This is a genomic window from Streptomyces luteosporeus, from assembly GCF_039532865.1.
In the GTDB taxonomy this organism is placed as follows: domain Bacteria; phylum Actinomycetota; class Actinomycetes; order Streptomycetales; family Streptomycetaceae; genus Streptomyces; species Streptomyces luteosporeus.
The window spans coordinates 199,659-212,631 of sequence record NZ_BAAASL010000006.1 but is presented as its reverse complement, the minus strand read 5'-3'; the positions used below and the strand labels follow the sequence as shown (position 1 = coordinate 212,631).

The 12,973-nt window shown below is 72.7% G+C and carries 9 protein-coding genes; 7 read left to right on the top strand and 2 right to left on the bottom strand.

From position 1 onward, the window contains the following. Nucleotides 1–3: 3 nt before the first annotated feature. Complete coding sequence (locus tag ABD361_RS09615; RefSeq protein WP_344434455.1) at nt 4–1,635, bottom strand: carboxyl transferase domain-containing protein; 1,632 nt, start codon at nt 1,633–1,635, stop codon at nt 4–6. A gap of 90 nt (nt 1,636–1,725) precedes the next feature. On the opposite strand from ABD361_RS09615, the gene ABD361_RS09610 reads away from it, so the two are divergent. The 4 genes from ABD361_RS09610 (at nt 1,726) to ABD361_RS09595 (ending at nt 4,771) form a co-directional block, all read left to right on the top strand. After that, nucleotides 1,726–2,352 (top strand): SACE_7040 family transcriptional regulator, encoded by a 627-nt coding sequence (locus tag ABD361_RS09610; protein WP_344434454.1) that lies wholly within the window; start codon nt 1,726–1,728, stop codon nt 2,350–2,352. A 103-nt stretch (nt 2,353–2,455) separates the two neighbouring features. After that, the gene (locus ABD361_RS09605; protein WP_344434453.1) at nt 2,456–3,613 is read left to right on the top strand and encodes an acyl-CoA dehydrogenase family protein; all 1,158 of its coding nucleotides are present in this window, start codon (nt 2,456–2,458) and stop codon (nt 3,611–3,613) included. A gap of 10 nt (nt 3,614–3,623) precedes the next feature. Then, nucleotides 3,624–4,532 (top strand): acyl-CoA thioesterase II, encoded by a 909-nt coding sequence (gene tesB / locus ABD361_RS09600; protein WP_344434452.1) that lies wholly within the window; start codon nt 3,624–3,626, stop codon nt 4,530–4,532. 14 nt (nt 4,533–4,546) lie between these two features. Next, nucleotides 4,547–4,771 (top strand): hypothetical protein, encoded by a 225-nt coding sequence (locus ABD361_RS09595; RefSeq protein WP_344434451.1) that lies wholly within the window; start codon nt 4,547–4,549, stop codon nt 4,769–4,771. A 25-nt stretch (nt 4,772–4,796) separates the two neighbouring features. Here ABD361_RS09595 and ABD361_RS09590 read toward each other — a convergent pair whose 3' ends face one another. Further along, entirely contained in the window at nt 4,797–5,579 is a 783-nt protein-coding gene (locus tag ABD361_RS09590) for a phosphatase (RefSeq protein WP_344434450.1), read from the bottom strand. 187 nt (nt 5,580–5,766) lie between these two features. On the opposite strand from ABD361_RS09590, the gene speB reads away from it, so the two are divergent. From speB to ABD361_RS09575, 3 genes are all read left to right on the top strand, one after another. Beyond that, nucleotides 5,767–6,738 carry an agmatinase gene (gene speB, locus ABD361_RS09585; RefSeq protein WP_344434449.1) on the top strand — a complete coding sequence of 324 codons (972 nt, stop codon included), beginning with the start codon at nt 5,767–5,769 and terminating at the stop codon, nt 6,736–6,738. A 130-nt stretch (nt 6,739–6,868) separates the two neighbouring features. Then, on the top strand, nt 6,869–9,025 hold the full coding sequence (gene kdpB, locus ABD361_RS09580) for a potassium-transporting ATPase subunit KdpB (protein ID WP_344434447.1): 2,157 nt from the start codon (nt 6,869–6,871) through the stop codon (nt 9,023–9,025). A gap of 113 nt (nt 9,026–9,138) precedes the next feature. Beyond that, complete coding sequence (locus tag ABD361_RS09575; RefSeq protein WP_344434446.1) at nt 9,139–12,900, top strand: ABC transporter ATP-binding protein; 3,762 nt, start codon at nt 9,139–9,141, stop codon at nt 12,898–12,900. The last annotated feature ends 73 nt before the right edge of the window (nt 12,901–12,973 follow it).

Here is a 12,973-nt window from a genome sequence, read left to right as displayed (position 1 = left end):
GCCTCACATCCGGAAGACGCCGTAGCCGGGCGCCGTGCCGTCGCGCTGCGGCAGCGGCGCGTTGGCGCACGCGGTCAGGGCCAGACCCAGCACCTGCCGGGTCTCCAGGGGGTCGATGACGCCGTCGTCCCACAGCCGGGCGGTCGCGTAGTAGGCGTTGCCCTGGCGTTCGTACTGGTCGCGGATGGGGGCCCGGAAGGCCTCCTCGTCCTGCGCGCTCCACTGCTCGCCGTGCGCCTCCAGCTGGTCGCGCTTGACCGTGGCCAGCACGGAAGCGGCCTGCTCGCCGCCCATCACCGAGATCTTGGCGTTGGGCCACATCCACAGGAAGCGGGGCGAGTAGGCCCGGCCGCACATCGAGTAGTTGCCGGCGCCGTAGGAGCCGCCGATGACGACGGTGAGCTTGGGCACCCGCGTGCACGCCACGGCGGTGACCATCTTCGCGCCGTGCTTGGCGATGCCGCCCGCCTCGTACTGCCGGCCGACCATGAAGCCGGAGATGTTCTGCAGGAACAGCAGGGGTATGCCGCGCTGGTCGCACAGCTCGATGAAGTGGGCGCCCTTCTGGGCGGATTCGGCGAAGAGGATGCCGTTGTTGGCGACGATGCCCACCGGGTGGCCGTGGATGCGGGCGAAGCCGGTGACCAGCGTCTGCCCGAACTCCGCCTTGAACTCGGCGAACCGCGAGCCGTCGACGAGGCGCGCGATGACCTCGCGCACGTCGTACGGGGTGCGCGGGTCGACCGGCACCACGCCGTACAGGCCGGCCGGGTCGGCCTTCGGCTCCTCGACCGGCTCCACCGCCCACGGCAGGGGACCGCGGCGGGGGAGGGTGGAGACGATGGTGCGCACGATCCGCAGGGCGTGCTCGTCGTTCTCGGCGAGGTGGTCGGTGACGCCCGACACCCGCGAGTGGACCTCGCCGCCGCCCAGCTCCTCGGCCGTGACGACCTCGCCCGTGGCCGCCTTCACCAGCGGCGGGCCGCCGAGGAAGATCGTGCCCTGATCGCGCACGATCACGGCCTCGTCGCTCATCGCCGGGACGTACGCGCCGCCGGCGGTGCACGAGCCCATCACGGCCGCGATCTGCGGGATGCCGGCGCCGGACATCCGCGCCTGGTTGTAGAAGATGCGGCCGAAGTGCTCGCGGTCGGGGAAGACCTCGTCCTGCATGGGCAGGAAGGCGCCGCCGGAGTCCACCAGGTACAGGCAGGGCAGCCGGTTCTCCAGCGCGATCTCCTGCGCGCGCAGGTGCTTCTTGACGGTCATGGGGTAGTAGGTGCCGCCCTTGACCGTGGCGTCGTTGGCGACGACCACCACCTCGCGCCCGGAGACCCGGCCGATGCCGGCGATCACGCCCGCGGCCGGCGCGGCATCCCCGTACATCCCGTCGGCCGCCAGGGGTGCGAGCTCCAGGAAGGGCGAGCCCGCGTCCAGCAGGGCGTCCACCCTGTCGCGCGGCAGCAGCTTGCCGCGCGCGGTGTGCCGTGCGCGCGCCTTCTCGCCCCCGCCCAGCCGGGCCCGGGCGAGCTTGGCCCGCAACTGCGCCACCAGCTCGTGGTGGGCGGCCTCGTTGCCCCGCCAGGCCTCGGACGCCGGATCGGCGGCGCTCCCGAGCACCGGTGCCTGCTGCATGTCCTCGAGCTCCCTTGCTCGGTTAATGAGCGTTAACACATCTGGCTTCAGGTTAACGAGCACTAACGCCGCTGTCTAGAATTGTTTTTCGTGAACGACGCAGCCCCCCGCACCCGCACCGCCGCCGCCCCGGCCGCCGCCTCCCGCCGCGAGCAGATCCTCCAGCAGGCCGCGCGGCTCTTCGCCGAGCGCGGCTTCCACGGGGTCGGGGTGGACGAGATAGGGGCCGCGGTCGGCATCAGCGGCCCCGGCCTGTACCGGCACTTCGCCGGCAAGGACGCGATGCTGGCGGAGCTGCTGGTGGGCATCAGCGGCCGGCTCTTCGCGGGCGGCCGGCGACGGGTGGCCGAGGCGGCGGAGGCGGGCGCGGATCCCGCCGCCGTGCTCGACTCGCTCATCGACGGGCACATCGACTTCGCCCTCGACGACCGCGACCTGATCACGCTCCACGACCGGGAGCTGGGCCAGCTGCGCGACAGCGACCGCAAGCTGGTGCGCTCCCTGCAGCGGCAGTACGTGGAGCTGTGGGTCGAGGTGGTCCGCCGGCTGCACCCCGAGGCCGCCGAGACCGAGGTGCGGGCCGCCGTGCACGCCGTCTTCGGCCTGCTGAACTCCACCCCGCACCTCGGCCGCCCCGGCGCCCTGCCCGGCCGGGACGCCACCGCCGCACTGCTGCGCCGCCTGGCGCTGGGCGCGCTGGCCGCCCTCGCGCGCTGACCGGCCGCCGCGCGCGGAGGGCAAGGATCTGGACAGCCCCCTGACCGGCCGGTAGCTTGCGCTGAGCAAGCGCTTATACAGCGACAGCCGGGGAGGGGACGCGATGCGCCGCACCGTCTTCAACGAGGACCACGAAGCTTTCCGGGAGACGATCCGCGCCTTCATCGCCGCCGAGGTCGTGCCGCACTACGACGAGTGGCGCGAGGCCGGGGCCGTCCCGCGCGACTTCTACAAGAAACTCGGCGAGCTCGGCGTCTTCGGCATCGAGGTGCCCGAGGAGTACGGCGGCGCCGGCCAGCGCACGTACAAGTACCAGGCGGTCATCAGCGAGGAGTGCGCCCGCGCCGGGGTCAGCTTCGGCGGCAGCAGCGTGCACACCGCACTGTGCCTGCCCTACCTGCTGACCTACGGCACCGAGGAGCAGAAGCGGCGCTGGCTGCCGCCGTTCGTCTCCGGCGACATGATGACCGCCATCGCCATGACCGAGCCGGGCACCGGATCCGACCTGGCCGGGATGCGCACCACCGCCCGCCTGTCGCAGGACGGCACCCACTACGTCCTCAACGGCGCCAAGACCTTCATCACCGGCGGTGTGCAGGCGGACCGCGTCCTGGTGTGCGCCCGCACCTCGCCCGCCACCCCCGAGGACCGGCGCGGCGGCATCTCCCTCCTCGTCGTCGACACCTCCTCCGAGGGCTACGCCGTCGGCCGCAAGCTGGAGAAGCTGGGCCTGCAGGCCTCCGACACCGCCGAGCTGTCGTTCACCGACGTCAAGGTGCCCGCCGAAGACCTCCTCGGCGAGGAGGGCAAGGCCTTCGGCTACCTCACCCACAACCTCCCGCAGGAGCGGCTCGGCATCGCCTTCACCGCCTACGCGCAGTCGGCCGCCGCCGTGGAGTTCGCCAAGACCTACGTGCGCGAACGCACCGTCTTCGGGCAGCCCGTCGCCGCCTTCCAGAACACCAAGTTCGTCCTCGCCGACTGCAAGGCCGACGTCGACGCCATGCAGGCGGTCGTCGACCGGGCCCTGGAAGCGCACGACGCCGGCGAGCTGACGGCCGCCGACGCCGCCTCCGCCAAGCTCTTCACCACCGAACGCGCCGCCGTCGTCATCGACAAGTGCCTGCAGTTGCACGGCGGTTACGGCTACATGATGGAGTATCCGATCGCCCGCCTGTACGCCGACACCCGCGTCAGCCGCATCTACGGCGGCACCAGTGAGGTCATGCGCTCGATCATCGCCAAGTCGATGGGTCTGTAGGCGGTCCGTGATGAACAAGCCCCCCACCGCCGGCGAGCCCCCCACCCCGCTCGACGACCTGCTCGCCCTCCTCGACCTCGAACCGATCGAGGAGAACATCTTCCGCGGCACCACCGACCGCCCCATCCTCGTGCCGCGCGTCTTCGGCGGCCAGGTCGCCGCCCAGGCCCTGGTCGCCGCGGGCCGCACGGTCCCCGGCGACCGGCAGGCCCACTCCCTGCACTCCTACTTCCTGCGCCCCGGCGACCCCGCGGTGCCCATCGTCTACACCGTCGACCGCATCCGCGACGGCCGCTCGTTCACCACGCGCCGCGTCGTCGCCGTCCAGCACGGACAGCCGATCTTCCACCTCTCCGCGTCCTTCCAGACGCACGAGGAGGGGCTCGAACACCAGGAGCCCATGCCGGCGGCCGCCGACCCCTCCACCCTTCCCACGGCCGCCGAGATGCTGCCGCGCTACGCCACCCACCTGGGCGGGCAGGACCGCGTCGAGCGCATCCTCGAAGCCCGCGCCGCCGTCGACCTGCGGTACGCCGACGAGCCGCCCTTCGCGAGCGTCGGCGAGCCGAGGGAGGCCAAGTCGCAGGTTTGGTTCCGGACCAACGGCAAACTGGCGGACGATCCGCTGCTGCACATCGTGCTCGCCACCTATGTCTCCGACATGACCCTGCTGGACTCGGTCCTGCTCGCCCACGGGCGGGGCGGCTGGGCGGTCGGCGACGTCGTGGGCGCGAGCCTGGACCACGCCATGTGGTTCCACCGGCCCTTCCGCGCCGACGAGTGGCTGCTGTACGACCAGGAGAGCCCCACCGCCCAGGGCGGGCGCGGCCTGGCACGGGGGCGTATCTTCACCCAGGACGGGCGGTTGGCGGTCTCGGTCATCCAGGAGGGACTGATCCGCGTACCGCGTGGTTCCTAGGGGAGGGGAACGCGATGGGAGCGGCCGGACGAGCCCTGCTGATGGCAGGGGGAGCGGTCGCGATGGCCGCGGGCATCGTGCTGGCGTTCTTCGCGCACGGCCGCGTGCTGGAGATGACCGGCCTGGACCGGCTCGGCTGGGGCCTCGCCCTGCGGGCCTTCGAGGTGGCGGTGCTCTACGGCGGCTCGTGGCTGGTGATCCGCGGCTGGAACGGCCTGCGCGGCCGCACACCACAGTGAAAGGGCCCCGGCCGGGGCCCGTCCCCTACTGCAGCCCCGCCGCGTCCAGCAGGTACGCCGTCATCGGCTCGTAGAACCGCGGGTCCAGTACGTGGTCGTCCAGCGGCACCGCCACCTGCAGCGTGCCCTCCGCCTCCGCCAGGAACAGCGCCGGGTCGTTGCAGTCCGCGTACCCGACCGCGTCGATGCCGCGCTGGGCCGCGCAGCCGGCCCAACCGTGGTCGGCGACCACCAGGTCCGGCAGCGGCAGGCCGCACGCCGCGAGCCCGTCGAGGATCGCCGCCATCGGCGCCGGGGAGTGCGTGTGCCACAGCGTCGCGCCGCGCTCGTACACCGCCACGCCCGCGACCTGGTGGACGGCGCCGTCGTCCGCCCGCAGACCGCCCGGGACGGAGAGGATCTCGCAGCCGGCGGCCCGCAGCGCGTCCGCCGTCATGCGGTGCACGTCCAGCAGCCCCCCGGGGTGCCCGGTGGCGAACAGCACCCGCCGGCGGCCCTCCGCCGCCTTGCGCAGGAACGCCGCGGCCCGCTCCAGCGCGGCCACCGTCAGCTCGGGGTCGATGGTGTCCTGGCCCGCGCGGTGCTCCACGTCGTCACTGACGCCGCAGCGCTCCGCCATGACGGCGAGCACGTCCTGCTCGTCCGTCCAGCGCTCGCCGAACTCCAGCCCGAACCAGTAGTGACGATCACCGAGGGCGAGCCTGCGGTAGTGCTCCAGGTTGTTCTCCCGCGGGGTGGCGACGTTCCCCGCGATGCGCGTCCGGACGAGGTGGTCGATCAGTTCGCTGCGGCTGGGTGCTATCGGCATGGACCCATTCTCCCCCGGTCGGCGCGATGGACGCGGTGTCCATATGGCGAGGCCGGACCTGCACATCCGTACATGTGCGCACACGGCCTCCCTGCCTACCCTCGGGTACGAGCACGCCAGCCGTTCGCGCGTTGACGCGACCGTGACCCGGCGGCGCCCCGTCCGTGATCCGAGAGGCCCGAGAAGCATGAGCACCCCCGCCCCCCGTGAACCGCGCGGCCCCGTCGACTCCTCGCGCATCCCGCGCTACGCCGGCCCGGCCACCTTCGCCCGCCTGCCCCGCCTGGACGAGGTCGGCACCGCCGACGTCGCCGTCGTCGGCGTGCCCTTCGACACCGGCGTCTCCTACCGCCCCGGCGCCCGCTTCGGCGGCAACGCCATCCGCGAGGCCTCCCGCCTGCTGCGCCCGTACAACCCGGCGCAGGACGCCTCCCCCTTCGCCCTGGCCCAGGTCGCGGACGCCGGCGACATCGCCGCGAACCCGTTCAACATCGACGAGGCCGTCGAGACGATCGAGGCCGCGGCCGACGACCTGCTGGGCACCGGTGCCCGCATGATGACGCTCGGCGGCGACCACACCATCGCGCTGCCGCTGCTGCGCTCGGTGGCCAAGAAGCACGGCCCGGTCGCGCTGCTGCACTTCGACGCGCACCTCGACACCTGGGACACCTACTTCGGCGCCGAGTACACCCACGGCACGCCGTTCCGCCGGGCCGTCGAGGAGGGCATCCTCGACACCGAGGCGCTGTCCCACGTCGGCACGCGCGGCCCGCTGTACGGCAAGAAGGACCTCACCGACGACGAGAAGATGGGCTTCGGCATCGTCACCTCGGCCGACGTGATGCGCCGCGGCGTGGACGAGATCGCCGACCAGCTGCGCCAGCGCGTCGGCGACCGCCCGCTGTACATCTCCATCGACATCGACGTCCTGGACCCGGCCCACGCGCCCGGCACCGGCACCCCGGAGGCGGGCGGCCTGACCTCCCGCGAGCTGCTGGAGATCATCCGCGGTCTGTCCTCCTGCAACCTCGTCTCCGCCGACGTCGTCGAGGTCGCCCCGGCGTACGACCACGCGGAGATCACCTGCGTCGCCGCCTCGCACACCGCCTACGAGCTGACGACGATCATGTCGCGCCAGATCGCCGCCGCGCGCGGCTGATCGTAAAGGCGGCGTAAGGCCGGGCCCCGAACGCAACAAGGAGGCGTCAGGGCCCGGCCCCGCGGTGTCCCGGCCCGGTTGGCTGGAGGTGACCGATCACCTCACCGACTGCCGAAGGCCGACACCGCCGATGCTTCACCTGGTACCGGGACAGGACACCGCTCAGCAGCAGCCCCCGACGCCCGCACCCGCGGCGCGCCGCAGCGGACACCGCCGGCACCGGCGGGTGGGAGCCGGGGTCGTCGAACCCCGCCAGCTGCTCACCTCCCTGCCGGAGGCGGTGCGCAAGCTGCACCCCCGGGTGATGGTCCGTCACCCGGTGCTGTTCGTGGTCGAGGTCGGTTCGGCGCTCACCACACTCTCGGCGATCCTCGACCCGTCGTTCTTCACCTGGTTCATCAGCGCCTGGCTCTGGCTCACTGTCGTCTTCGCCAACCTGGCCGAGGCCGTTGCCGAGGGCCGCGGCCGGGCACAGGCGGAGTCGCTGCGCCGCGCCCGCAGCAGCACCACCGCCCGCCGGCTGCGCAGCTGGCGGGTCGGCATGGACCGCCGCGAGTGGTACGAGGAGCGGGTGCAGGCCACCGACCTGCGCCCCCACGACGTGGTCGTGGTGGACGCCGGCGAGACCGTCCCCGGCGACGGCGAGGTCGTCGACGGCGTGGCCTCGGTGGACGAGTCGGCGGTCACCGGCGAGTCCGCCCCCGTCATCAGGGAGGCCGGCGGCGACCGGTCCGGCGTCACCGGCGGCACCACGGTGCTCTCCGACCGGATCGTCGTGCGGATCACCTCGCGTTCCGGCAGCACCTTCCTCGACCGCATGATTGCCCTGGTCGAGGGCACCAGCCGGCAGAAGACCCCCAACGAGCTGGCGCTGAACATCCTGCTCGCCGCGCTCACCGTGATCTTCATCCTGGCCGTGGTCTCGCTGCAGCCCATGGCCGGCTGGTCGGGCGCTCCCCAGTCGATCACCGTCCTGGTGGCCCTGCTGGTGACGCTGATCCCGACGACCATCGGCGCTCTGCTCTCCGCCATCGGCATCGCCGGCATGGACCGCCTCGTCCAGCGCAACGTGATCGCCCTCTCCGGCCGGGCCGTGGAGGCCGCGGGCGACGTGGGCACCCTGCTGCTGGACAAGACCGGCACCATCACCCTGGGCAACCGGCAGGCCGCCTCCTTCGTGCCCGTCCGCGGTGTTGCCGCCGAGCTGCTCGCGGACGCCGCCCAGTTGTCCTCACTGGCCGACGAGACGCCCGAGGGCCGCTCGATCGTGGCCCTGGCCGAGCGGTACGGCATCCGGCACGCGCCCGCGGAACTCGCGCACGGCGTTTTCGTGCCGTTCTCCGCACAGACGCGCATGAGCGGCGTCGACTTCCATCACCAGGGCGACTTCTGCCGCATCCGCAAGGGCGCCGGCAGCGCGGTCACCGAGTGGGTCGCCCGGCGCGGCGGCGAGGTGCCCGCGGAGGCCGGATGGATCGCCGACGGCATCGCCGCCGGCGGCGGCACGCCGCTCCTGGTGGCCATGGAGGACAGCGAGGGGGCCCGCGTCCTGGGCGCCGTTCACCTGAAGGACGTCGTCAAACCCGGCATCGCCGAGCGGTTCGCCGAACTGCGCGCCATGGGCATCAGGACCGTCATGGTCACCGGTGACAACCCGCTCACCGCCAAGGCCATCGCGGCCGAGGCCGGCGTCGACGACGTCCTGGCCGAGGCCACGCCCGAGGAGAAGCTGGCGCTCATCAAGCGCGAACAGGCCGGCGGCAATCTGGTGGCGATGACCGGCGACGGAACCAACGACGCCCCCGCCCTCGCCCAGGCCGACGTCGGCGTCGCCATGAACACCGGCACCTCCGCCGCCAAGGAGGCCGGCAACATGGTCGACCTCGACTCGAACCCGACCAAGCTCATCGAGATCGTCGAGACCGGCAAACAGCTGCTGATCACCCGCGGCGCCCTGACCACCTTCTCCATCTGCAACGACGTCGCCAAGTACTTCGCCATCGTCCCCGCCATGTTCGGCGGTGTGGCGGGCTACGAGGGGCTGGAAAAGCTCAACATCATGGGCCTGCACAGCCCCACCTCCGCCGTCGCCTCCGCGATCGTCTTCAACGCCCTGGTCATCGTCGCCCTCATCCCGCTCGCCCTGCGCGGTGTGCGCTACGTGCCCGCCTCCGCCCACGCCCTGCTCCGCCGCAACCTGGGCATCTACGGGCTGGGCGGCCTGGTGGCGCCCTTCGCCGGCATCAAACTCATCGACCTGGTGATCCAATACGTGCCGGGCATGTGATCCGAACCGCGCACCGTATTGCAGGCGCCGTATTGCAGCGGGATGAAATCCGCAGCCCAGAGCGTTGGGGCCTTCCGTCGGAGACAGGCAGGAATAGGACGGGGAGGTTCCGGGTGGCCGCGACGACCACGACCGGTCAGGGGTGGGCCAGGCGGCTCACCGGGTATTGCTGGCGGTACCGCGGGGCGGTGCTGCTGGCCCTCGGCTCGTCCCTCGCCGGCATGGCCGTCATGGCGCTCGTCCCCCTGATACCCAAGCTGATCATCGACGACGTCATAGGCGCCCACCGGCGCCCCCTCGCCCCCTGGGCCACCCTCCTGATCGTCGCGGCGCTGGTCGTCTACGCGCTGACCTACGTGCGCCGCTACTACGGCGGACGGCTGGCCCTGGACGTCCAGCACGACCTGCGGACCGAGATGTACGCCGCGATCGCCCGCCTGGACGGCAAGCGGCAGGACGAACTGTCGACCGGACAGGTCATCGGCCGCGCCACCAGCGACCTGCAGCTGATCCAGTCGCTGCTGTTCATGCTCCCGATGATGATCGGCAACATCCTGCTGTTCGTCATCTCCCTCGTGGTGATGGTCGCCCTCTCGCCGCTGCTGACCATCGTCGCCCTCGCCGTCGCCCCCGCCCTGTGGTTCCTCGCCCAGCGCAGCCGCGCCAAGGTCTTCCCGGCCACCTGGCACGCCCAGGCCCAGGCCGCGGCCGTCGCGGGCGTCGTCGACGGCGCCGTCAGCGGGGTGCGCGTCGTCAAGGGCTTCGGGCAGGAGGCCCAGGAGGCCGCCAAGCTCCGCGAGGTCGGCCGCGGCCTGTTCGCCGGCCGGATGCGCACCGTACGGCTCAACTCCCGCTACACCCCCGCCCTGCAGGCCGTCCCGGCCCTCGGACAGGTCGCCATGCTGGCCCTCGGCGGCTGGATGGCCACCCGTGGCCAGGTCACCCTGGGCACCTTCGTCGCCTTCTCGACCTACCTCGCCCAGCTCGTCGGCCCCGTGCGGATGCTGACCATGGTGCTCACCGTCGGCCAGCAGGCCCGCGCCGGCGTGGAGCGCGTCCTGGAGCTCGTCGACACCGAGCCGGTCGTCAAGGAGCGCGAGGACGCGCGCGAGCTGCCCGCGGACGCCCCCGCCACCGTCGAGTTCGACGAGATGACCTTCGGCTACGGCTCCGGCCGGGCCGTCCTGCAGGGCGTCTCGCTGCGCCTGGAACCCGGCGAGACGGTGGCCGTCGTCGGCGCCTCCGGCAGCGGCAAGTCCACCCTCGCGCTGCTGCTGCCGCGCTTCTACGACGTCACCGGCGGAGCGGTGCGCATCGGCGGCCAGGACGTGCGCGAGCTGACGCTGTCCTCGCTGCGCGCGGCCATCGGGCTGGTGCCGGAGGACAGCTTCCTGTTCTCCGACAGCGTCCGCGACAACATCGCCTACGGCGTGCCCGGCGCCACCGACGAGCAGATACGGGCGGCGGCCCGCGCGGCCCAGGCGGACGGTTTCATCTCGGCCCTGCCCGACGGCTACGACACCAAGGTCGGCGAGCAGGGCCTGAGCCTGTCCGGGGGCCAGCGCCAGCGCATCGCGCTCGCCCGCGCCATCCTCACCGACCCCCGGCTGCTGGTGCTCGACGACGCCACCTCCGCCGTCGACGCGCGCGTGGAGCACGAGATCCACGAGGCGCTGCGCGGGGTGATGGCGGGCCGTACGACCCTGCTGATCGCCCACCGCGCCTCGACCCTGGCCCTCGCCGACCGCATCGCCGTCCTCGACGGCGGCCGGCTCGTCGACGTGGGCACCGCGGACGAGCTGCAGGAGCGCTGCTCCCTCTACCGCCGCCTGCTGACGGACCCCGAGGAGCTCGCCGGGGTGACGAAGGACCCCGCCGGCGCGGTGACCGTCGGCGCCGCCTTCGGCGGCGAGGCGGCCGCCACCGGCCTGATGGAGCGCCCGGCGCTCCAGGAGGAGGCCCCCGCGGGCCCCCGCCGCGTCGTCGACGGCATCACCCCGCAGCTGTGGGTGCGCAAGGAGGACGACGGCGCGCACCGGGCGCCGGCCGGCATGCCCGCCTCCCCCGAACTGCTCGCCAAGGTCGAGGCGCTGCCCCCGGCCACCGACACCCCGGACATCGACGAGGAGCAGGCCGCCCGGCCCGAGGAGTCCTACGGGCTGCGGCAGATGCTGCGGGGCTTCGGGGTGCCGCTGGCCATCGGCCTGCTGCTGGTGGCCGGTGACGCGGTGGCCGGCCTGCTGCTGCCCGTACTGATCCGGCACGGCATCGACCAGGGCGTCCAGAAGCTGGCCCTCGGTGCGGTCTGGGCGGCCTCCGCCCTCGCGCTGCTCGTCGTCCTCGGCCAGTGGGCCGCGCAGGTGGGCGAGACCCGGATGACCGGGCGCACCGGCGAGCGGCTGCTGTACGCGCTGCGCGTGAAGATCTTCGCCCAGCTGCAGCGGCTCGGGCTCGACTACTACGAGCGCGAACTGACCGGCAAGATCATGACCCGGATGACCACGGACATCGATGCCATGTCGACGTTCCTGCAGACCGGTCTGGTCACCGCCGTCGTCTCCGTGCTCACCTTCTTCGGCATCCTCGTCGCCCTCCTGGTCATCGACGTCGAGCTCGCCCTGGTCGTCTTCGCGACGCTGCCGCCGCTCGTCCTCGGCACCGTCGTCTTCCGCCGGCAGAGCGTCAAGGCGTACGAACTGGCCCGCGAGCGCGTGGGCGTGGTCAACGCCGACCTGCAGGAGACCGTCGCCGGGCTGCGGATCGTGCAGGCGTTCCGCCGCGAGGAGACCGGCGCCCGCCGGTTCGCCGAGCGCAGCGCGCAGTACCGGCAGGCGCGGGTGCACGGCCAGTGGCTGATATCCGTGTACTTCCCCTTCGTGCAGCTGCTGTCGTCCGTCGCCGCGGCCGGCGTGCTGATCGTGGGCGCGGGCCGGGTGAGCGACGGCACGCTGACCGCAGGCGCGCTGGTGGCCTACCTGCTCTACATCGACCTGTTCTTCGCCCCCGTCCAGCAGCTGTCGCAGGTCTTCGACGGCTACCAGCAGGCGATGGTCTCCCTCGGCCGTGTCCAGGAGCTGCTGCGGGAGAAGACGGCCACGCCGGTGGCCGCCGATCCGCAGCCTGTGCGCGAGCTGACGGGTGAAATCGTCTTCGACGACGTCCACTTCGCCTACGGGGACGGTGAAAAGGCCCTGTCCGGCATCCGGCTGACGGTGCCCGCCGGGCAGACCGTCGCCTTCGTCGGCGAGACGGGCGCCGGGAAGTCCACCCTGGTGAAGCTGGTCGCGCGCTTCTACGACCCCACCTCCGGCGCCGTCCTGGCCGACGGGGTCGACCTGCGCGAGCTCGACCCCGTCGGCTACCGCCACCGCCTGGGCGTCGTGCCCCAGGAGCCGTACCTCTTCCCCGGCACCGTGCGCGACGCCATCGCCTACGGCCGCCCGGAGGCCACCGACGCCGAGGTCGAGGCGGCCGCACGGGCCGTCGGCGCGCACGCGATGATCGCCACCTTGGAGGGCGGCTACCTGCACCCGGTCGCCGAGCGCGGCCGCAACCTCTCCGCCGGCCAGCGGCAGCTGATCGCCCTGGCCCGCGCCGAGCTCGTCGACCCCGACGTCCTGCTGCTGGACGAGGCCACGGCCGCCCTGGACCTCGCGACGGAGGCCCTGGTCAACCAGGCCACCGACCGGCTCGCCGGCCGGCGCACGACCCTGGTGGTGGCCCACCGGCTGTCGACGGCGGCCCGCGCCGACCGCGTGGTGGTGCTCGACCGCGGCCGCGTCGTCGAGGACGGCACGCACGCCGAACTGCTGGCCAAGGACGGCCGGTACGCCCAGCTGTGGCGGACGTTCACGGGAGAGGCCGTCCCCGCCTAGGGCGAACCGGGCCGCCGGTCAAGGTCGTTTTCCCGCCGCCGCGGGCTCTGGCGTGGCGGCCGTGCGCCCCGGT

Bases quoted from the DNA above. Each gene is read 5' to 3' on its own strand.
- ABD361_RS09615 (WP_344434455.1), bottom strand. From the start codon at position 1,635: ATGCAGCAGGCACCGGTGCTCGGGAGCGCCGCCGATCCGGCGTCCGAG.
- ABD361_RS09605 (WP_344434453.1), top strand. From the start codon at position 2,456: ATGCGCCGCACCGTCTTCAACGAGGACCACGAAGCTTTCCGGGAGACG.
- tesB (WP_344434452.1), top strand. From the start codon at position 3,624: ATGAACAAGCCCCCCACCGCCGGCGAGCCCCCCACCCCGCTCGACGAC.
- ABD361_RS09595 (WP_344434451.1), top strand. From the start codon at position 4,547: ATGGGAGCGGCCGGACGAGCCCTGCTGATGGCAGGGGGAGCGGTCGCG.
- ABD361_RS09590 (WP_344434450.1), bottom strand. From the start codon at position 5,579: ATGCCGATAGCACCCAGCCGCAGCGAACTGATCGACCACCTCGTCCGG.
- speB (WP_344434449.1), top strand. From the start codon at position 5,767: ATGAGCACCCCCGCCCCCCGTGAACCGCGCGGCCCCGTCGACTCCTCG.
- kdpB (WP_344434447.1), top strand. From the start codon at position 6,869: ATGCTTCACCTGGTACCGGGACAGGACACCGCTCAGCAGCAGCCCCCG.